The organism is Pseudomonas sp. SCB32 (assembly GCF_009189165.1).
GTDB lineage: Bacteria > Pseudomonadota > Gammaproteobacteria > Pseudomonadales > Pseudomonadaceae > Pseudomonas.
This window is the reverse complement of the sequence record NZ_CP045118.1, coordinates 5,150,794-5,169,074: the sequence shown is the minus strand read 5'-3', so window position 1 is coordinate 5,169,074 and position 18,281 is coordinate 5,150,794. Positions and strand designations below refer to the sequence as shown.

Below are 18,281 nucleotides of genomic sequence, written 5' to 3'. Positions count from 1 at the left end.
CAACCGATTACATTGCTTTCTTCTCAGGCCAGGTTTTGCAGCTTGCGGTGCAACATCGAGATGTTACGACCCTGGGCGACAAAACTCGGCAGAGTGGCCGGAAGTTGGCGGCGAACTTTATCAGCATCGCCTTGATTTGGGAAGCTCCCAAACACACAAGCTCCGGTGCCGGTCAATCTCGCTTCGGTAAATTTACCTAGCTGGATCAGTGCGTTACGTACATCTGGGTAACGCTTCTCGACGACCGGCTGGCAGTCGTTATGACCGTCCACCCCGAGAAGGCTGCGAACTTTAATGGGCGGAGTATCCCGTGTCAACTCGGGATCGGAGAAAACTTCTGCTGTGCTGACAAAGACTTGCGGTACGACGACGAGGAACCAGGGTTCCTCCAGGGTTACCGGCGTGAGCTTCTCGCCAACGCCTTCGGCGAAGGCCGCGTGGCCGCGCACGAACACCGGTACGTCGGCGCCGAGGCTCAGGCCCAGGGCTGCGAGGCGGTCTTCGTCCCAGTCGAGGTTCCACAGGTGCTTGAGGCCGAGCAGGGTGGTGGCCGCGTCGGAGCTGCCGCCACCAATGCCGCCGCCCATGGGCAGGCGCTTGTCCAGCCAGATGTCGGCGCCCAGTGTGCAGCCCGATTGTTCCTGCAGCCTGCGGGCGGCCTTGACGATCAGGTTGCTGTCGTGGGGAACGCCTTCGATCTCGGTATTCAGGCGGATCTGCCCGTCCTCGCGCAGGGCGAAGTGCAGCTCGTCGCCGTGGTCGAGGAACTGGAAGAGGGTCTGCAGCTCGTGGTAGCCGTCGGGACGGCGGCCGTTGATGTGCAGGAACAGGTTGAGCTTGGCCGGGGCCGGCAGGGTCAGGCGGTCCTGCATGTCACGGCTGACCCGCTTTGTTCGGTTGACCGGCGCCCAGTTGGCGCGGCTGCCAGGTCTTCACCACCAGGGTCACGTCCAGGTCCTGGCCGTGCAGCTTCAGGCGCTCGGGCAGCCAGTAGCCGTCCTGTTCGCTGTAGCGGGTGTATTCCACTTCCCAGCCATCCTGTTCGAGCTTGGCCAGGTGGCTGTCGCCGTCGAGGGTCAGGCGGCTCTTGCTGTCCGGCGCGGGCAGGCCGCGAATCCACCAGAGCAGGTGGGAAACCGGCAGGCGCCAGCCCATCTGCTGTTCCAGCAGTTCTTCGGGGGAGGCGGCTTCGTAGCGGCCTTGGCCGGCGACTTCGAGGGTCACCGCGCCTTCGCGGCCGGTCAGGCGCGCCGCGCCACGGCCCAGCGGGCCGGACAGGCGGATGTCGTAGTAGCCCTGGCGTTGCAGCCAGAACAGGGTGCCGCTGCCGGAGTCCTTGGGTGCGCGGATGCCGACCTTGCCGTCGATCTGCCAGCCGTCGAGGGCGGCGATGCGGGTCTTGTGGGCGTTCCAGGCGGTGGCGTTGCCCTGGCCTTCGAGGGATTCATGGGGGCCGAAGCCCGCACAGCCTGCGAGCAGGGCAAGGGCGGCGGCGCCGATAAGGTGACGTAAACGCATGGATCAGAGGGTTCCGGAACCGGTCAGGCGCTTCATGGTGTCGCGCAGGACGGTGCTGTCGGGCTGGGCTTGGAGGGCGGCGGCCCACACCTTGCGGGCTTCGCTCTGCTTGCCCTGGGCCCAGAGCACTTCGCCCAGGTGGGCGGCGACTTCGTGGTCGGGGAAGCGCTCCAGCGCCTTGCGCAGGTAGCCTTCCGCTTCGCTGAGGTTGCCCATGCGGTAGTTGACCCAGCCCAGGCTGTCGAGGATCGCGGGGTCGTCCGGGTTCAGCTGGTGGGCCTTCTGGATCAGGTCGCGGGCTTCGCTGTAGCGGGTGGTGCGGTCGGCCAGGGTGTAGCCCAGGGCGTTGAGCGCCATGGCGTTGTCCGGCTCGCGCTGGATGATCAGGCGCAGGTCCTGCTCCATCTGCGCCAGGTCGTTGCGCTTCTCGGCCAGCATGGAGCGGGTGTAGAGCAGGTTGAGGTCATCCGGGAACTGCTTGAGGCCCTGCTGGATGACGTTCCAGGCGCGGTCGACCTGGTCGCGGTTGGACAGGCCTTCGGCCTCGATCAGGTACAGCTGGATGGCGTAGTCCGGCTGGCGATCGCGGGATTCGGCGAGGCGGCGCGAGGCTTCGTCGACGCGATTCTGGTCGAGCAGGATCTCGGTCTGGCGCAGTTGCGCCGGGAGGAAGTCGTTGCCGGGGCCGACCTGGGCGTATTCCTTGAGGGCGGTTTCCGGGTCCTTCTGTTCCTCGGCCAGGCGGCCCAGGTTGAAGTGGGCGGCATCGACATGGCTGTCACGCTCGACCAGTTCCTGCAGGTAGACCTTGGCTTCGTTCCAGGCCTGGGCTTCCAGGCAGACCAGCGCCAGGGAGAAGCGCAGGTCATCGTCGTCGGGGAACTGCTCGACCAGCGCGGAGAACTCGGCCTTGGCTTCTTCCAGGCGGTTCTGCTCCACCAGCAGGCGGGCGTAGGCCAGGTGCACACGCTTGTCGTCCGGGTGTTCCTTGATGCCGTTCTTGAGCAGCGGCAGCGCTTCGTCGCTGCGCTTCATGCTTTGCAGCAGACGGGCGCGCAGCAGAAGCGGGGCGACGTCATGCTTGCTCGCCGAGTTGTCTTCCAGCAGGTGCAGGGCTTCCTGCGGGCGGCCGTCCTGTTGCAGCAGCAGGGCCTTGCCGAACAGCAGCTGGCCGTTGTCCGGGTACTTCTTCAGCAGGCGGTCGAAGCTCTGCAGCAGGCCGGCGCGGGTATCCGGGTCGGTCTCGGCGGCGGACAACGCGAGGAAGTCGAAATGGGTGTCGCCCTGGCCGTTGAGGACTTTCTCCATGTACACCATGGACTCGTCGTACTGGCCGGTGCGCGCCAGCTGGATGGCGGCGGCGCGCTGGGCGTCGAGGTTGTCCGGCGCGGCCTTGGCCCAGATCAGCGAGGTGTCCAGGGCTTCCTGGTCGGCGCCCAGGTACTCGGCAATGCGGAAGGCGCGCTCGGCCACACCCGGGTCCTGGGTGGCGCGGGCCTGCTCGACGTAGTTGGCGAGGGCGATGTCGAAGCGGTTGCGCTGGCCGGCGATCTCAGCCACCAGCAGCGAATACAGGGTCTCTTCGCTGAAGGAACCGTACTTCTGGTTCTTCTGGGCAGCGACGGTCTTGTCCTTCTCGGTGGAAGAACCATCCGGGGTTTTATGGGAGAGGGACTGGCAGCCGCCGAGCAGCAGCAGAGCAGTCAGCAGCGCAAGAGACTTGTTCATAGAGGAAGGATGATGGCCTAACCTGCGAAATAGCGCCCATCATGACATAAGGAATGTGGCAATCCCATGGGCAAGCACGGCATCCGGCGTTGTATACGTTTTGCAGTGTGCGATACGTCGCGGTGGTTGTCCTTCACAAGGCTAAGTAGGACAATTGCGGGCTTTCCGATCAGCTCAGCGACCCTGCATGGCCTTCATTGCCCTCGGCATCAACCACAAGACCGCGTCCGTGGCCGTCCGCGAGCGCGTGGCGTTCACTCCCGAGCAGATGGTCGAGGCCTTGCAACTGCTCTGCCGTCTGACGTCCAGCCGCGAGGCTGCGATCCTCTCGACCTGCAACCGCAGCGAACTCTACCTGGAGATCGAGCACCCGGACGCCGGTGACGTGCTGGCCTGGCTCGCCGATTACCACCATCTGAACATCGATGACCTGCGCGCCTGCGCCTACGTGCACCAGGACGACGATGCGGTGCGCCACATGATGCGCGTCGCCGCCGGCCTGGACTCCATGGTGCTGGGCGAGCCGCAGATCCTCGGCCAGATGAAGTCCGCCTATGCGGTGGCCCGCGAGGCCGGCACCATCGGCCCGATGCTTGGCCGCCTGTTCCAGGCGACCTTCAGCACCGCCAAGACCGTGCGCACCGATACCGCCATCGGCGAGAACCCGGTGTCCGTGGCCTTCGCCGCGGTGAGCCTGGCCCGGCAGATCTTCAGCGACCTGAGCCGCAGCCAGGCGCTGCTGATCGGCGCCGGCGAGACCATCACCCTGGTCGCCCGCCACCTGCACGAGCAGGGCGTGAAGCGCATCGTGGTCGCCAACCGCACCCTGGAGCGCGCCAGCCTGCTGGCCGAGCAGTTCGGCGCCCGCGCCATCCTGCTGGCTGACATGCCCGACGAGCTGGTCAACAGCGACATCGTCATCAGTTCCACCGCCAGCCAACTGCCGATCCTCGGCAAGGGCGCAGTGGAGCGGGCGCTGAAGCAGCGCCGGCACAAGCCGATGTTCATGGTCGATATCGCCGTGCCGCGCGATATCGAGCCGGAAGTCGGCGAGCTGGAAGACGTCTACCTCTATAGCGTCGACGACCTCCACGAAGTGGTCGCCGAGAACCTCAAGAGCCGCCAGGGTGCTGCCCAGGCCGCCGAGGAACTGGTCGGCGACGGCGTCGTCGATTTCATGGCGCGCCTGCGCGAGCTGGCCGCCGTCGACGTGCTGCGCGCCTATCGCCAGCAGGCCGAGCGCCTGCGCGACGAGGAAACCCAGAAGGCCCAGCGCCTGCTGGCCAACGGCGCCGATCCGATGGAAGTCATGGCGCAGCTCGCCCGTGGCCTGACCAACAAGTTGCTGCATGCGCCCAGCGTGCAGATGAAGAAACTCTCCGCCGAGGGCCGCATCGATGCGCTGGCCGTCGCGCAGGAACTGTTCGCCCTCGAGGAGGGCACTGACAAGCGATGAAAGCGTCCCTCCTGAAAAAGCTGGATATCCTCAGCGACCGCTACGAAGAGCTCACCGCTCTCCTGGGCGACGCCGAGGTGATCAGCGACCAGACCAAGTTCCGCGCCTACTCCCGTGAATACGCGGAAGTGGAGCCGGTCATCCTCGCCTTCCGCGAGTTCCGCAAGGTGCAGTCGGACCTGGAGGGCGCCCAGGCGTTGCTCAAGGACAGCGACCCGGACCTGCGCGAGATGGCCGAGGAAGAAGTCGCCGAAGCGAAGACGGCGCTGGTCGGCCTGGAGGATCGCCTGCAGCGCATGCTGCTGCCCAAGGACCCCAACGACGGCCGCAACGTCTTCCTGGAAGTCCGTGCCGGCACCGGCGGCGACGAAGCCGCGATTTTCTCCGGCGACCTGTTCCGCATGTACTCGCGCTACGCCGAGAGGCAGGGCTGGCGCGTGGAGATCATGTCCGAGAACGAAGGCGAGCACGGCGGCTATAAGGAAGTGATCGCCCGCGTCGAGGGCGATAACGTCTACGCCAAGCTCAAGTTCGAGTCCGGCGCCCACCGCGTGCAGCGCGTGCCGGCCACCGAGTCCCAGGGCCGCATCCACACCTCGGCCTGCACCGTGGCGGTGCTGCCCGAGCCGGACGAACAGGCGGCCATCGAGATCAACCCGGCCGACCTGCGCGTGGACACCTACCGTTCCTCCGGCGCCGGCGGCCAGCACGTGAACAAGACCGACTCGGCGGTGCGCATCACGCACATTCCGTCGGGCATCGTGGTCGAGTGCCAGGAAGAGCGCTCGCAGCACAAGAACCGCGCCAAGGCCATGGCCTGGCTCGCGGCCAAGCTCAACGACCAGCAGCAGGCCGCCGCCCAGCAGGCCATCGCTAGCACGCGCAAGCTGCTGGTCGGTTCGGGCGACCGCTCCGAACGCATCCGCACCTACAATTTCCCGCAGGGCCGGGTGACTGACCACCGTATCAACCTCACCCTCTATTCCCTGGGGGAAGTGATGGAAGGCGCGGTGGAGCAGGTGATCGAGCCCCTGCTTCAAGAGTTCCAGGCCGACCAGCTGGCCGCGCTCGGTGATTGAGATAGCGGGCGACTGAGAGAGCGACAGACCATGGCAACCATCATGACCCTGCTCCACGAGGCGCGACTGCCGGACTCGCCCAGCGCGCGCCTGGACGCCGAACTGTTGCTCGCCGCCGCGTTGGGCAAGCCGCGCAGCTTCCTGCGCACCTGGCCGGAGCGTGTGGTCAGCCGCGAAGCCCACGACCTGTTCGACAGCTTCGTCGCCCGCCGCCAGGCCGGCGAGCCGGTGGCCTACATCCTCGGCCGCCAGGGCTTCTGGAGCCTGGACCTGGAAGTCGCCCCGCACACGCTGATCCCGCGTCCGGACACCGAGCTGCTGGTGGAAACCGCCCTCGCGCTGCTGCCCGCCGCGCCGGCCCGCGTGCTCGACCTGGGCACCGGCACCGGCGCCATCGCCCTGGCCCTGGCCTGCGAGCGCCCGGGCTGGCAGGTGTTGGGCGTGGACCGCGTGGCCGAGGCCGTGGCCCTGGCCGAACGCAACCGCGAACGCCTGGACCTGACCAATGCCGCCTTCCGCGCCAGCCACTGGTTCTCCGCCGTGGAGGGCGAGCGCTTCTCGCTGATCGTCAGCAACCCGCCTTACATTCCGAGCACCGACCCGCACCTGACGCAGGGGGACGTGCGCTTCGAGCCATCGAGCGCGCTGGTCTCCGGAGCGGACGGCCTGGACGATATCCGCCTGATCGTCGAGCAGGCGCCCGAGTGCCTGGAGAACGGCGGCTGGCTGATGCTCGAACACGGCTACGACCAGGCCGACGCCGTGCGCGACCTGCTGCTGGCCCGTGGTTTCAGCCGCGTGGAAAGTCGTCGTGACCTCGGCGGCCACGAACGTATCAGCCTGGGGTGCTGGACATGCTGAGCGATAACGAACTGCTGCGTTACAGCCGGCAGATCCTGCTGCCGCAAATCGACGTCGATGGCCAGCTGCGCCTGAAGGAGAGCCGCGTGCTGATCGTCGGCCTCGGCGGTCTGGGCGCCCCGGTGGCGCTCTACCTGGCTGCCGCCGGCGTCGGTGAGCTGCACCTGGCGGATTTCGACACGGTCGACCTGACCAACCTGCAGCGGCAGATCATCCATGACACCGGCAGCGTCGGCATGAGCAAGGTGGATTCCGCCATGGCTCGCCTGCAGGCGATCAACCCGAACGTGAAACTGGTTGCCCATCGCCAGGCACTGGACGCCGACTCGCTCGACGCGGCGGTGGCAGCGGTGGACCTGGTGCTGGACTGCTGCGACAACTTCGGCACCCGCGAGGCGGTCAACGCCGCCTGCGTCGTCGCGAAGAAACCGCTGGTGAGCGGCGCGGCGATCCGCCTGGAAGGCCAGCTCTCGGTATTCGACCCGCGCCGCGATGACAGCCCCTGCTACCACTGCCTCTACGGCCATGGCAGCGAAGCCGAGCTGACTTGCAGCGAAGCCGGCGTAGTCGGCCCGCTGGTGGGTTTGGTCGGCAGCCTGCAAGCGCTGGAAGCACTCAAGCTGCTGGCCGAGTTCGGCGAGCCGCTGGTGGGCCGCCTGCTGCTGATCGATGCGCTGGGCACGCGCTTCCGAGAATTGCGCGTCAAGCGCGATCCGCAGTGCGCCGTGTGCGGAGTCGCGCATGGCTGATGCCGCGGCCATCGGTGTCTTCGACTCCGGCGTCGGCGGGCTCAGTGTCCTTCATGAAATCCGCGCCCGACTGCCCAACGAGTCGCTGATCTACCTCGCCGACTGCGGGCACGTCCCCTACGGCGAAAAGACTCCTGACTATATCCGCGAGCGTTGCCGCGCCATCGCGGACTTCCTCCTGGCCCGTGGCGCCAAGGCGCTGGTGCTGGCCTGCAACACCGCGACCGCGGCGGCGGCCGCCGACCTGCGCGAGCTGTACCCGCAGGTGCCGATCGTGGCCATGGAGCCGGCGGTAAAACCCGCGGCCGAAGCGACCCGCAGTGGCGTGGTCGGCGTCCTGGCCACGACCGGTACGCTCAAGAGCGCTCGCTTCGCCGCGTTGCTCGATCGCTTCGCCGGTGATGTGCGGGTGATCACCCAGCCCTGTCCGGGGCTGGTGGAGCGCATCGAGGCGGGCGACCTGGGCGGTCCGCAGACGCGTGCACTGCTGGCGCGCTATGTCGAGCCGTTGCTCGCCGAGGGTTGCGACACGCTGATCCTGGGGTGCACCCACTACCCGTTCCTCCGCCCGTTGCTGCGCGAGCTGATTCCGGACCACATTTCGCTGATCGATACCGGCGCGGCGGTGGCGCGACAGCTGGAGCGTCTGCTGCAGGCGCGCGAGCTGTTGGGGGCGGGACCGGCGCGGCGAACGGAGTTCTGGAGCAGCGGCCCGGTAGCGGACCTGGAGAGGGTCATGCCGGTGCTGTGGGGAAGCGACGAAGCTGTCAGTTCATTCTCTGGATGACAGAAAAGTTACCTGCCAGCGACCTGGGGCTGTCGGCCAAGTTCAATAAGTGCTCTTATAATGCTTAGCTATTCGCGGGGATTTTTCATTCGGCTTTCTCATTAAGGATGTTTCAATGAAGAAACTACTTTCGCTGGCCGTTTTGGCCGCGCTGTCCCTGGGGCAAGTTGTGAGTGTGCAGGCCGCCAACCTTACTGGTGCCGTGGGTGCGACCGGCCAGGGCGATATGACGTATCGCCTGGGCATGAGTTTCGACTGGGACAAGAGTTGGTGGGAAAGCTCCGCAGGACATCTGACCGGCTACTGGGATGCCGGCTACACCTACTGGTCGGCCGGTGAGCTTGCCGGCGGCCGTCATTCGCTGTCGTTCTCCCCGGTGTTCCGCTACGAATTCGCCGGTGAATCGGCCAAGCCCTTCGTTGAGGCCGGCATCGGCGTCGCCGCCTTCTCCGGTGCGGAAGTGGGCAACCAGGACCTGGGCAGCTCGTTCAACTTCGAAGACCGCCTGGGCACGGGTGTGAAGTTCAACAGTGGCCAGGTTCTCGGCGTGCGGGTGATTCACTACTCCAACGCCGGCCTCAGCCAGCCCAACGATGGTATCGAGTCCTACAACCTGTATTTCTCGCAGCCTCTGTAACAGGACGCTGACGAAAAAAGCCGGACCTAGGGTCCGGTTTTTTTGTGCGTGTTTCTTGTGTGGGCAATTGCCTTCTTCCGAATAGACCGTGCTGTCACTTCACCCAACCCTCTGGGTGAGGGGTTCTTGCAGGAACGGAGTCTGCTCCTACATCGTTTCTGGGTCCCCGCGTTCGCGGGGATGACGCAGAGAAATGCGAGTCTCACCCCGTCACTCCCGCGAACGCGGGAGCCCAGAAGACAGTTGCTCCTACAGAGAACTAGCGCGAAATCAGAACGGCTTGGTCGGCAGGTACTTGCCATCCAGGGTGATCACCGCGCGGGGGCCGCCTTCCGGGTCTTCGACCTTCTTCACGTCCAGCTTGAAGTTGATGGCGCTGATGATGCCGTCGCCGAATTTCTCGTGGACCAGGACCTTCAGGGTGGTGCCATAGACCTGCAGCATCTCGTAGAAGCGGTAGATGGTCGGATCGGTGGGGACGCGGTCCTCGATGCTGCCGCGCAGCGGGATGGTCTGCAGCAGGGCCACGGCGTCGGCGTCGAGGCCGAGCTTGTCGCCGACGACCTGGGCGGCTTCCTTCGGCAGTGCGTGCTGGCCGAGCAGGGCGGCGGTGACGAAGGCTTCGGACAGGCCGGTGTTCTCGGTGATCTCGGCGAACGACAGGTCCTTCCTGGCTTTGGCCAGGAGGATGACCTCGGTCAGGGCAAGGCGGGCGTTCTGGCTGACTTGGGACTGGATCATGGGGATACCTCCGTGGGGTGGATGAAACAACTCACACGGCTCGCTTGAGCTGATGGGAAACGGCGCGGACGAGAAGGTTGTCCGCGAGGGGAACGAACGTGCCGGTACTGCCATCGAAGGCGTCGATGCGGTCGCTCTCGATGTCGTAGACCCATCCGTGCAGTGCCACGCGCCCTTCTTCCAGGGCAAGGCGCACAGACGCGTGCGTCTCGATATTGGCCAGCTGGGCGATGACGTTTTCGCGGACCATGGCCTCGACCTTGGCGTGCGGGCCTTCATGGCTGCGGGCTTCGTTCACCACCCGGGCGGACTCCGCGTAGCGCAGCCAGCCGGCTACGGCGGGCATGTGGTCCAGGCACTTGCAGGTGGCGATGGCGGTCATGGCGCCGCAGTCCGAGTGAGCGCAGATGACGATGTCGGAAACCCGCAGGGCCGCCACCGCGTACTCCACCGAGGCCGACACGCCGCCGGGCTCCGGGCCGTAGGACGGCACGATGTTGCCGGCATTGCGGATGATGAACAGGTCGCCCGGCTCGCGCTGGGTGACCAGCTCGGGAACCAGGCGGCTGTCGGAGCACGAGATGAACAGCGCGCGGGGGGGCTGCCCGGTGGCCAGATCCCTGAACAGTCCGGCGCGCTTGGGAAAGGCGTCCCGTTGGAATTTCAGGAAGCCATCGATGATGTCCTTCATGCTTGAGCCCTCTGCCTGCGATGCGATGGAGCAAAGGTTATGCAGCGCTTCACATAAGGTAAAAGTCTCATTTATGATTTACTGCATCAGATATTCTTATGTGAAGGCGCCATGCTTGCACGACACATCCAGTACTTCCTGGCCGTGGCCGAACACCACAGCTTCACCCGCGCGGCGGCGGCGCTGCATGTCTCGCAGCCGGCGCTGTCGCAACAGGTGCGGCAGCTGGAGGAAAGTCTCGGCGCGCAGTTGTTCGACCGCTCCGGCCGCGTCACGCGACTGACCGATGCCGGCGAGGTGTACCTGCGCTATGCGCGTCGTGCCTCGCAGGAGCTGCAGGAGGGCAAGCGCGCCATCCATGACCTGGGCGACCTGAGCCGAGGATCGCTGCGGGTCGCGGTGACGCCGACCTTCACCACCTACCTGATCGGGCCATTGGTCGAGGCGTTCCACCACCGCTACCCGAACATCACGCTCACCGTGCGGGAGATCGCCGAGGAGCGCATGGAAGACCTGCTGCTGGCCGACGAGCTCGACCTCGGCATCGCCTTCGAAGAGGTGCATTCCCAGGACATCGACAGTCGACACCTGTTGGTCGAGACCCTGGCCCTGGTGGTGGGCAGCGGGCACCCGCTGGCCGGGACTCGCCGTGTTGGGCTGGAGGCGCTGAACGACGAGTCGCTGATCCTGCTCAGCGCCGAATTCGCCACCCGCGAGCAGATCGACCGCTACTGCCGCCAGCATGGCGTCCGCCCGCGCGTGCAGATGGAAGCCAATGCCATCGGCGCGGTGATCGAAGTGGTGCGGCGGACGACGCTGTCGACCTTGCTGCCGGCGACCATCGCCCAGGCCCACGCGGACCTGATCGCCATCGAGCTGGACCCGATGCAACTGCAACGCACGGCGGTGCTGATGCAGCGCAAGGGGGCTTATCAGACCTCGGCTGCGCGGGCCTTCATCGAGGTGGCGGTGGAGGTGGCGGCCAGGCTGGAGAAAGCCTGAGCGCGTCGGTGCAAGGTATCAGCGCTCGGCGGAAAGGCGCTTGAAGGCTTCCAGCGCTCGTGCCCGTGTGGCGGCGAGATCGACCATCGGCTGTGGATAGCCTGCCACGCCGAACAGCCCCAGTTTCGACGGATCATGCACCGCCCGGCCTTCCACCCCGGCCAGTTCCGGCAGCCAGCGGCGGATGAAGCGGCCGTCCGGATCGAAGCGCTCGGATTGAGAGACCGGGTTGAAGATGCGGAAGTAGGGCACCGCATCGGTGCCGGTGGACGCGCTCCATTGCCAGCCGCCATTGTTCGCCGCCAGGTCGCCGTCGATCAGGTGGCGCATGAACCAGCGCTCGCCTTCGCGCCAGTCGATCAGCAGGTTTTTGGTGAGGAACGTCGCCACCACCATGCGCAGGCGGTTGTGCATCCAGCCGGTGGCGCGCAGTTGGCGCATCGCCGCGTCGATCAGCGGAAATCCGGTGCGGCCTTGCTGCCAGGCTTCCAGGTCCTTGCGGTCGTGGCGCCAGTTCAGCTTCTCGGTGTCTTCGCGGAAGGCGCGATGCCGGCTGACGCGCGGGAAGCCGACCAGGATGTGCTTGTAGAACTCGCGCCAGAGTAGTTCGTTGATCCAGCTGACCGCGCCGCTGTTGCCGGTTTCGAACTCGCCGTGATTGCTGGCCAGCGCCGCGTGCAGGCATTGGCGCGGCGAGAGGACTCCGGCGGCGAGGTAGGGCGAGAGCTGGCTGGTGCCGTCGCTGGCGGGGAAGTCGCGGCGATTGTGATAGCCGCCCAGGCGCTCGTCGGCGAAGGCTTCCAGGCGTTCATGGGCTTCTGCTTCGCCGGCGGGCCAGTGACTGCGAAAATCCTCGGTGGGGGTTTCGAAGCCGTCGATGCATTCGGTTAGCGGATCGCTCGCCAGTTCCAGCGGCGCTTGTGCGCGTGGTGCCGGCTGCAATGAGGGAACGCCCAGGTGGAGGCGCTCGTAGCAGAGCTTGCGGAACTGGCTGTAGACCTGGAAGTAGCCGCCGCTCCTGGTTAGCAGGGTGCCGGGGGCAAAGAGCAACTGGTCGAGGTAGCTGCGCAGGTCGACGCCCTGGCTGGCCAGTTCGCGCTTCACGGCAGCGTCCCGGCTGGCTTCGTGCAGGCCGTATTCCTCGTTGACGTGCACGGTTTCGATGGCGCGCTGGCGGCACAGCTCGGCGAGCACCGTGGGCGCGTCACTCCAGCGCTCCGCCGTGCGTACCAGCAGTGGGATGTTCAGCTCGGCGAGCCTTGCGCGCAGCTCGTGCAGGTTGCGCAGCCAGAAGTCCACTTTGCAGGCGGCATCGTCGTGCTCGCGCCATTGGCCGGGGCTGAGCAGGAACAGGGCGATGGCCGGCCCGCGCTGCGCCGCTGCCGCCAGGGCGGTGTTGTCGCGCAGACGCAGGTCGGTGCGCAGCCAGACGAGCTGTCGCTTCATGCCGGCTCACCGTTGAGCAGGCCGAGCTCGCGCAGGCATTGCAGGGCGCTGACCGGGTCCTGTGCCAGGTGCAGCGGTGCCGCGACTTCGGCCAGTTGTTCCTGGTGGATACGGGCGGCGGCTCCGGCCAGCAACCGGGGGCATTCGACCCCGGCGAGCAGGCGCGGCAGCTGGGCGAGATTGAGCGCCTGGCTGGAATAGAGCAGCACCGCGCGGGGCTTCAGGCGCTCCACCGCCAGGGCCAGCTCGCCGGGTGGCAGCGGCCAGTCGAAGACTTCCAGCGGGCAGCCGGCGCTGCTGGCCAGCCAGGCGCTGAGCCAGAGCCCCGGCTCCAGCGGCAGTTCGGAGTGGTTCACCAGCAGCAGCGGTGCGCCGCGCTGCTGGCGATTGTGGTGATAGAGGCGGGTGCCGAACTTGCTGCGCAGCCAGCCGTGGAAGAACACCCGCTCCAGTTGCGCGCCGAACTGGCCCTGCCAGCGCAGCTCCAGTTGTTCCAGCAGGGGCAGCATCAGGTGTTCGCAGAGGGTGTGCGCCGGGTAGATCGCCAGTGCGCCGTTGAACAGTTCGTCGAGCTGGCGCTCGCTGATCCGGCCGATGGCGTCCATGCAGTGTTGCAGCAAGTCGTCCCAGGGCGAGGCGCTCGCTTCGGCCGGAGGCGGGTCCGGACTGTCCAGCAGCGCACGGACCTTGCTCACCGCCACGCCCCGGCCCAGCCAGGTGAGGATGGCCTGGATGCGTGTGATCTGCGCCTCCGAGTAGAGGCGATGGCCCTTGGGCGTGCGCTGCGGCACCACCAGCCCGTAGCGCCGTTCCCAGGCGCGCAGGGTCACCGGGTTGACCCCGGTGCGCCGGGCGACCTCGCGGATGGGCAGCCAGCCTTCGGCCAGGGCCTTGCGGTAATCGTCATCCGTTTCGCGGTGTGGGTGATCGGGATTCATGGAGTTCCTGCCGGGGCGCTGCGAGTCAGATGGCATTGCGCAGGCTCAGGTCTTCGGGGTGCGGTTGAAGGTAGGCCTGGGCATCGATGTAGGGATGCGGATGCAGGCGGAAGTGGTGCTTGAGCAGCGTCAGCGGAACCACCAGCGGGATCACCCCGGCGCGGTATTGGTCGATCAGCCGCTGCATCTCGGCTTTTTCCGCCGGGGGCAGGTCATGCTTGAGGTAGCCGGCCAGGTGCTGCAGCACGTTGCTGTGGGTGCCGCGGGTGGCACAGGTGCCCAGTGCCTGCATGAAGTCGCGGAAATAGACCTGGACGAAGCCGTCCAGCGGTTGGTCGCCGATCATCGCCAGGCGCTGGCCGAGGACGCTGTACTGGCGAGGGTTGTGGGCCAGCAGCTGGTACTTGTAGCGCGAGTGGAAGCTGATCACCGCGTGGCGCGTCAGGCCCTGCGCACAGAGCTTCTGCCAGGCGGCGCAAGCGAATACGCGGGTGAGGAAATTCTCGCGGATCACCGGGTCGTTGAGCCGGCCTTCCTCTTCCACCGGCAGCTCCGGGCGAGCCGCGCAGAAGGCTTGTGCATAGAGCCCGCGGACGCCCGGCGGGCGTGGCCTACCGTCGGAGTGGTAGAGCTTCACCCGCTGCAGCCCGCAGGAGGGTGATTGCTGCATGAAGATGTAGCCGCAGATGTCCTCCAGCAGCCTGGCCTGGGTGCGGCCGAAGTCGCGTAGCGCCTCGCTGACGTCGCGGTCGCCTTCGCGCTGGATCAATGCCCTCGGGGCGTCGTGGTCGCCCACCAGGCGCAGGGTCGGTCGTGGCACGCCGAGGCCGATGGCGACCTCCGGGCACACCGGGATGAAATCGAAGTAGCGGCTGAGCACATCCAGGCACAGGCGCGAGGCCTTGTGTCCGCCGTTGTAACGCACCGGCTCGCCCAGCAGGCAGGCGCTGATACCGAGCTTGGGGCGTGGCGTGGTGTTGGGCATGGCGGCGACCGATTTCTTGTACAGGAAAATTATTTTGTACAACTATTGGCAAGAATAGGCGCGGCCTTGTACAAGTGCAAAGGCTTGTACAAGGTGGTGAGGCGGGCGAGGGGATGTCACAGTCTTCCCCATGCGGAGAAGACCATGGCGGGCTCAGAGGTGTTCGAGCAGACGGCGGGCGGCTTCCAGGCCGCTCAGCCAGGCACCTTCGACGCGACCCGAGAGGCACCAGTCGCCGCAGGCGTAGATCCCCAGGTCGGCGTCGGCCAGTGCGCCGAACTGGTGCGCTTCCATCGGCCGGGCATACAGCCAGCGGTGGGCGAGGGAGAAGTCGGGGGCCTGCACGGCGCAGCCGATCAGTTCGGCGAAGGCGCCAAGCAGGTGCTCGATCACGCTCTCCTTGGGCAGGTCGATGTTCTGCTTGCTCCAGCTGCTGCTGGCGTGCAGTACCCAGGTGTCGAGTTGTCCGTCACGGCCTGGCTTGGAGCGGTTGCTCGCGAGCCAGGAGAGCGGGCCTTCGTGCACGAAGCAGCCTTGCACAGGGGTCAGCAGGGCTTCGGCGAAGCCCAGCGCCACGGCCCAGGTCGGCTCCATCGGGATGCTCGCCGCCGCCGCCGCCAACTTCGGCGCGCTGGCCAGCAGCGCGGCGGCCTGGGGCGCCGGGGTAGCGATCAGCACGCGGCTGTAGGGGCCGTGGGTCTGGCCTTCGGCATCCTGCAGGTGCCAGTGCTCCTCACCGCGGTAGACCTCGGTGATGCGACAGGAGAAAGTGACGGTCTGGTCGTGCAGCAGGGCGCGGGTGATTGCGCTCATGCGCGGGATGCCGACCCAGCGCGGTTGTTCGTCCGGCGACGGGCTCAGTTCGCCGTCGCGGTACTGGTACAGGGCCGGGTCCCATTCGGCGACCCAACCTTGTACGCGCCACTTCTGGATGGCGTCGAGGAAGCGTCGATCGCGGGCGGTGAAGTACTGCGCGCCGAGATCGAGGGCACCGGCTTCGGTGCGCTTGCTGGCCATTCGACCGCCGCTGCCGTGACCCTTGTCGAACAGCTGGACATCCTGTCCGGCGTCCCGCAGGGCGTGGGCGGCCGAGAGTCCGGCGATACCGGTGCCAATGATGGCAATGGGGGCGCTCATGACGTGCCTCGTTGGTTGTCTATTTCAGAGTAACGAGCGCGCTTGGCTTGTACAAATGAATTGATCTGTACAATCGTCAGGTTGCCATCGCACCCGTGATCGGCAGGAGTCCGATCATGGGAACCTGCAGCATCTCATCGGTTCCTTCATGGATGAGCGCGGCGGGTTCCGGCAAATAAAGCGTAGACCCTCAGGCGCTGTACGGGCAGGTGCAAGCGCCGCTGTCTCGTCCAGACTGAGGGTAGGTGGAACACACTGACAAGGAGTTCGCCATGCATATTCTGTTGACCGGCGGTACTGGTTTGATAGGCCGCCGGCTTTGCCGCCAATGGATCGCCGCCGGGCATCGGCTGACGGTGCTCAGTCGCCAGCCGCAGCGGGTTGCTGCGTTGTGCGGCGAGCAGGTGCGCGGAATCGCCGATTTCCAGGAGTACGGCGCCGAGCCGCTGGACGCGGTGGTCAATCTGGCCGGTGAGCCGGTCGTCGACAAACCCTGGAGCGCGAAGCGCAAGGCGCTGCTCTGGGCCAGCCGGGTAGGGCTGACCGAGCGTCTGCTGGCCTGGCTGGAAACGCGCAGCCAGCGCCCCAGCGTGCTGATCAACGGCTCGGCGATTGGCTGGTACGGCGACGCCGGCGAGCGGCCGCTGGAGGAGAACAGCGCGGCGGCCGGCGAGGATTTCGCCAGCGAGCTGTGCCTGGCCTGGGAGCAGATCGCCCGGGAGGCCAAGACCTTGGGCATTCGCGTGGTGCTGGTGCGCATCGGGCTGGTGCTGGCGCCCGAGGGCGGCTTCCTCAAGCGCATGCTGCCGCCATTCCGCATGGGGCTGGGCGGCCAGTTGGGGGACGGTCGGCAATGGATGTCCTGGGTCCATATCGACGACCTGATCGCCCTCATGGATTTTCTTTTGCGGCGGGCCGATGCCGAGGGTCCCTATAATGCCTGCGCGCCGCAGCCGGTGCGCAACCGTGACTTCACCCGCGAGCTGGGCCGTGCGCTGCACCGGCCGACCGTACTGGGCGTACCCGGTTTCGCCCTGCGCCTGATGCTCGGCGAGATGTCCGTGCTGTTGCTGGGTGGTCAGCGCGTGGTGCCACGCCGGCTGCTCGATGCGGACTTCGTCTTCCGCTACCCCGAGGTGCAGGATGCCCTGGCGGATGTATTGCGCGGGCAGCGCTGAGCGGCCGTCCCCTGCGGCAATGGCGACAGGCCGTGCGGCAAACCGCTGCGTGTAAACTGCGCAGCTCCACCGGGCCCGCCCGGCGAGAAGTGAACCGATTCCAAGGACATTGCATGACCCAAAACGCCCTCCTGCTGGTCAACCTGGGCTCGCCGGCTTCCACCCAGGTCGAGGACGTCCGCCGTTACCTCGATCAGTTCCTCATGGACCCCTATGTGATCGACCTGCCGTGGCCGATCCGTCGCCTGCTGGTATCGCTGGTCCTGCGCAAGCGCCCCGAGGAATCGGCCCATGCCTACGCGTCGATCTGGTGGGATGAGGGTTCGCCGCTGATCGTCCTCAGCCGCCGCCTGCAGGAGGCGATCCGCCCCTACTGGCCGCATGGTCCGGTGGAACTGGGCATGCGCTATGGCGAACCGTCCATCGAGTCGGCCCTGCTGCGCCTGAGCGAGCAGGGCGTCACCCAGGTGACTTTCGCGCCGCTGTACCCGCAGTTCGCCGACAGCACCACCACTACCGCCATCGAGGAAGCGCGCCGGGTCATGCGCGAGCGCGGCCTGAAGTTCGAGTTGAAGGTGCTGCCGCCGTTCTACGCCGAGGCGGAGTACCGCCAGGCGCTGGTGGACAGCGTGAAGCCGTATCTGGAACAACCCTATGACCACTTGCTGCTGAGCTTCCACGGTCTGCCCGAGTCGCACATCCGCAAGTTGGTGAAGGACAGCCGCCACGATCTCACCGCGACGTCCAGCCGGGGCATGAGCGATGAGGTGATGGCGGTCTGTTACCGCAGCCAGTGCCTGCGTACGGCGGAGGATTTCGCCGCGGGCGCGGGGCTCGCGGACGGCGCCTGGTCGGTGTCCTTCCAGTCGCGCCTGGGCCGCAACAAGTGGATCGAACCCTACACCGAGGCGCAGCTGGAGCAGCTCGGCAAGCAGGGCGTGAAGCGCCTGCTGGTGATGTGCCCGGCCTTCGTCGCCGACTGCATCGAGACGCTGGAGGAAATCGGCCAGCGCGGCAGCGAACAGTTCCAGGCGGCGGGCGGTGAAGAGATGGTGCTGGTGCCCTGCCTGAACGATCAGGCGCTGTGGGCAAAGGCGCTGGCGAAACTGTGCGAGCGGCTGCCTTCCGCGATTTGATCGCGGGCTCCGGCTCTTCGTAGGAGCGAGCTTGCTGGCGAACCCGCTTAACACTGGAGCCGACGGATAGTCTGTTCGCGAGCAAGCTCGCTCCTACAGGCTGCGCGCGCCGACATACCAAAGGCTCCGGGGACGCGTTCGGAGTGCGCTGGAACCCGGGCTGAACGGTGGATTACGTCGAACGCTATCCGCACTATGGCGCCCTCCCGGTC

The 18,281-nt window shown here is 66.5% G+C and carries 17 protein-coding genes and 1 pseudogene; 9 read left to right on the top strand and 9 right to left on the bottom strand.

Annotated features, from left to right (window positions below; translation table 11 throughout):
- Nucleotides 1–23 precede the first annotated feature (23 nt).
- The 3 genes and pseudogenes from ispE to GA645_RS23565 all read right to left on the bottom strand — a co-directional run bounded on the left by ispE (nt 24) and on the right by GA645_RS23565 (nt 3,289).
- A complete protein-coding gene (gene ispE, locus GA645_RS23575; RefSeq protein WP_152225987.1) occupies nt 24–872 on the bottom strand; it encodes a 4-(cytidine 5'-diphospho)-2-C-methyl-D-erythritol kinase in 849 nt (282 codons plus the stop codon).
- A 1-nt stretch (nt 873) separates the two neighbouring features.
- A complete protein-coding gene (gene lolB / locus GA645_RS23570) occupies nt 874–1,518 on the bottom strand; it encodes a lipoprotein insertase outer membrane protein LolB (RefSeq protein WP_152225985.1) in 645 nt (214 codons plus the stop codon).
- A gap of 3 nt (nt 1,519–1,521) precedes the next feature.
- Nucleotides 1,522–3,289 (bottom strand): annotated as a pseudogene (locus GA645_RS23565) (tetratricopeptide repeat protein).
- Between the two features lie 144 nt (nt 3,290–3,433).
- On the opposite strand from GA645_RS23565, the gene hemA reads away from it, so the two are divergent.
- From hemA to GA645_RS23535, 6 genes are all read left to right on the top strand, one after another.
- Nucleotides 3,434–4,702: a glutamyl-tRNA reductase gene (gene hemA, locus GA645_RS23560; RefSeq protein ID WP_152225981.1), complete on the top strand. Its 1,269-nt coding sequence runs from the start codon at nt 3,434–3,436 to the stop codon at nt 4,700–4,702.
- The gene (gene prfA / locus GA645_RS23555; protein WP_152225979.1) at nt 4,699–5,781 is read left to right on the top strand and encodes a peptide chain release factor 1; all 1,083 of its coding nucleotides are present in this window, start codon (nt 4,699–4,701) and stop codon (nt 5,779–5,781) included. Before hemA ends, prfA begins: the two co-directional genes overlap by 4 nt.
- 30 nt (nt 5,782–5,811) lie before the next feature.
- Entirely contained in the window at nt 5,812–6,642 is an 831-nt protein-coding gene (prmC, locus tag GA645_RS23550; RefSeq protein ID WP_152225978.1) for a peptide chain release factor N(5)-glutamine methyltransferase, read from the top strand.
- Nucleotides 6,636–7,391, top strand: coding sequence for a molybdopterin-synthase adenylyltransferase MoeB (locus GA645_RS23545; RefSeq protein ID WP_152225976.1), 756 nt, complete (start codon nt 6,636–6,638; stop codon nt 7,389–7,391). The genes prmC and GA645_RS23545 overlap by 7 nt, the downstream gene beginning before the upstream one ends.
- Nucleotides 7,384–8,178: a glutamate racemase gene (gene murI, locus GA645_RS23540; protein ID WP_152225974.1), complete on the top strand. Its 795-nt coding sequence runs from the start codon at nt 7,384–7,386 to the stop codon at nt 8,176–8,178. The genes GA645_RS23545 and murI overlap by 8 nt, the downstream gene beginning before the upstream one ends.
- 115 nt (nt 8,179–8,293) lie before the next feature.
- Nucleotides 8,294–8,815, top strand: a complete 522-nt coding sequence (locus GA645_RS23535; RefSeq protein ID WP_152225972.1) for an acyloxyacyl hydrolase — start codon at nt 8,294–8,296, stop codon at nt 8,813–8,815.
- Nucleotides 8,816–9,085: 270 nt separating this feature from the next.
- On the opposite strand, the gene cynS is transcribed toward GA645_RS23535, so the two are convergent.
- On the bottom strand, nt 9,086–9,556 hold the full coding sequence (gene cynS, locus GA645_RS23530; protein WP_152225970.1) for a cyanase: 471 nt from the start codon (nt 9,554–9,556) through the stop codon (nt 9,086–9,088).
- 31 nt (nt 9,557–9,587) lie between these two features.
- Complete coding sequence (locus GA645_RS23525; RefSeq protein ID WP_152225968.1) at nt 9,588–10,247, bottom strand: carbonic anhydrase; 660 nt, start codon at nt 10,245–10,247, stop codon at nt 9,588–9,590.
- A gap of 111 nt (nt 10,248–10,358) precedes the next feature.
- Here GA645_RS23525 and cynR point away from each other — a divergent pair, with 111 nt between their 5' ends.
- Nucleotides 10,359–11,249: a transcriptional regulator CynR gene (gene cynR, locus GA645_RS23520; protein ID WP_152225967.1), complete on the top strand. Its 891-nt coding sequence runs from the start codon at nt 10,359–10,361 to the stop codon at nt 11,247–11,249.
- Nucleotides 11,250–11,267: 18 nt separating this feature from the next.
- Here the strand turns inward: cynR and phrB are convergent, their stop codons facing one another.
- From phrB to GA645_RS23500, 4 genes are all read right to left on the bottom strand, one after another.
- Nucleotides 11,268–12,695, bottom strand: a complete 1,428-nt coding sequence (gene phrB, locus GA645_RS23515; RefSeq protein WP_152225965.1) for a deoxyribodipyrimidine photo-lyase — start codon at nt 12,693–12,695, stop codon at nt 11,268–11,270.
- On the bottom strand, nt 12,692–13,633 hold the full coding sequence (locus tag GA645_RS23510; protein WP_152225963.1) for a MerR family transcriptional regulator: 942 nt from the start codon (nt 13,631–13,633) through the stop codon (nt 12,692–12,694). The genes phrB and GA645_RS23510 overlap by 4 nt, the downstream gene beginning before the upstream one ends.
- Nucleotides 13,634–13,658: 25 nt before the next feature.
- Nucleotides 13,659–14,618 (bottom strand): DUF523 and DUF1722 domain-containing protein, encoded by a 960-nt coding sequence (locus tag GA645_RS23505; protein WP_152225962.1) that lies wholly within the window; start codon nt 14,616–14,618, stop codon nt 13,659–13,661.
- A gap of 153 nt (nt 14,619–14,771) precedes the next feature.
- Entirely contained in the window at nt 14,772–15,755 is a 984-nt protein-coding gene (locus tag GA645_RS23500) for an NAD(P)/FAD-dependent oxidoreductase (RefSeq protein ID WP_152225960.1), read from the bottom strand.
- Between the two features lie 272 nt (nt 15,756–16,027).
- On the opposite strand from GA645_RS23500, the gene GA645_RS23495 reads away from it, so the two are divergent.
- Both GA645_RS23495 and hemH read left to right on the top strand, forming a co-directional pair.
- The gene (locus GA645_RS23495; RefSeq protein WP_152225958.1) at nt 16,028–16,933 is read left to right on the top strand and encodes a TIGR01777 family oxidoreductase; all 906 of its coding nucleotides are present in this window, start codon (nt 16,028–16,030) and stop codon (nt 16,931–16,933) included.
- A gap of 113 nt (nt 16,934–17,046) precedes the next feature.
- Nucleotides 17,047–18,069, top strand: coding sequence for a ferrochelatase (gene hemH, locus GA645_RS23490; RefSeq protein ID WP_152225956.1), 1,023 nt, complete (start codon nt 17,047–17,049; stop codon nt 18,067–18,069).
- The last annotated feature ends 212 nt before the right edge of the window (nt 18,070–18,281 follow it).

What these genes read in the sequence shown, in the direction of transcription:
- cynR (WP_152225967.1), top strand. Translation starts at nt 10,359, where the DNA reads ATGCTTGCACGACACATCCAGTACTTCCTGGCCGTGGCCGAACACCAC.
- GA645_RS23545 (WP_152225976.1), top strand. Translation starts at nt 6,636, where the DNA reads ATGCTGAGCGATAACGAACTGCTGCGTTACAGCCGGCAGATCCTGCTG.
- GA645_RS23505 (WP_152225962.1), bottom strand. Translation starts at nt 14,618, where the DNA reads ATGCCCAACACCACGCCACGCCCCAAGCTCGGTATCAGCGCCTGCCTG.
- prfA (WP_152225979.1), top strand. Translation starts at nt 4,699, where the DNA reads ATGAAAGCGTCCCTCCTGAAAAAGCTGGATATCCTCAGCGACCGCTAC.
- GA645_RS23525 (WP_152225968.1), bottom strand. Translation starts at nt 10,247, where the DNA reads ATGAAGGACATCATCGATGGCTTCCTGAAATTCCAACGGGACGCCTTT.
- ispE (WP_152225987.1), bottom strand. Translation starts at nt 872, where the DNA reads ATGCAGGACCGCCTGACCCTGCCGGCCCCGGCCAAGCTCAACCTGTTC.
- murI (WP_152225974.1), top strand. Translation starts at nt 7,384, where the DNA reads ATGGCTGATGCCGCGGCCATCGGTGTCTTCGACTCCGGCGTCGGCGGG.
- GA645_RS23500 (WP_152225960.1), bottom strand. Translation starts at nt 15,755, where the DNA reads ATGAGCGCCCCCATTGCCATCATTGGCACCGGTATCGCCGGACTCTCG.
- GA645_RS23495 (WP_152225958.1), top strand. Translation starts at nt 16,028, where the DNA reads ATGCATATTCTGTTGACCGGCGGTACTGGTTTGATAGGCCGCCGGCTT.
- GA645_RS23510 (WP_152225963.1), bottom strand. Translation starts at nt 13,633, where the DNA reads ATGAATCCCGATCACCCACACCGCGAAACGGATGACGATTACCGCAAG.
- hemH (WP_152225956.1), top strand. Translation starts at nt 17,047, where the DNA reads ATGACCCAAAACGCCCTCCTGCTGGTCAACCTGGGCTCGCCGGCTTCC.
- hemA (WP_152225981.1), top strand. Translation starts at nt 3,434, where the DNA reads ATGGCCTTCATTGCCCTCGGCATCAACCACAAGACCGCGTCCGTGGCC.
- cynS (WP_152225970.1), bottom strand. Translation starts at nt 9,556, where the DNA reads ATGATCCAGTCCCAAGTCAGCCAGAACGCCCGCCTTGCCCTGACCGAG.
- phrB (WP_152225965.1), bottom strand. Translation starts at nt 12,695, where the DNA reads ATGAAGCGACAGCTCGTCTGGCTGCGCACCGACCTGCGTCTGCGCGAC.
- prmC (WP_152225978.1), top strand. Translation starts at nt 5,812, where the DNA reads ATGGCAACCATCATGACCCTGCTCCACGAGGCGCGACTGCCGGACTCG.
- lolB (WP_152225985.1), bottom strand. Translation starts at nt 1,518, where the DNA reads ATGCGTTTACGTCACCTTATCGGCGCCGCCGCCCTTGCCCTGCTCGCA.
- GA645_RS23535 (WP_152225972.1), top strand. Translation starts at nt 8,294, where the DNA reads ATGAAGAAACTACTTTCGCTGGCCGTTTTGGCCGCGCTGTCCCTGGGG.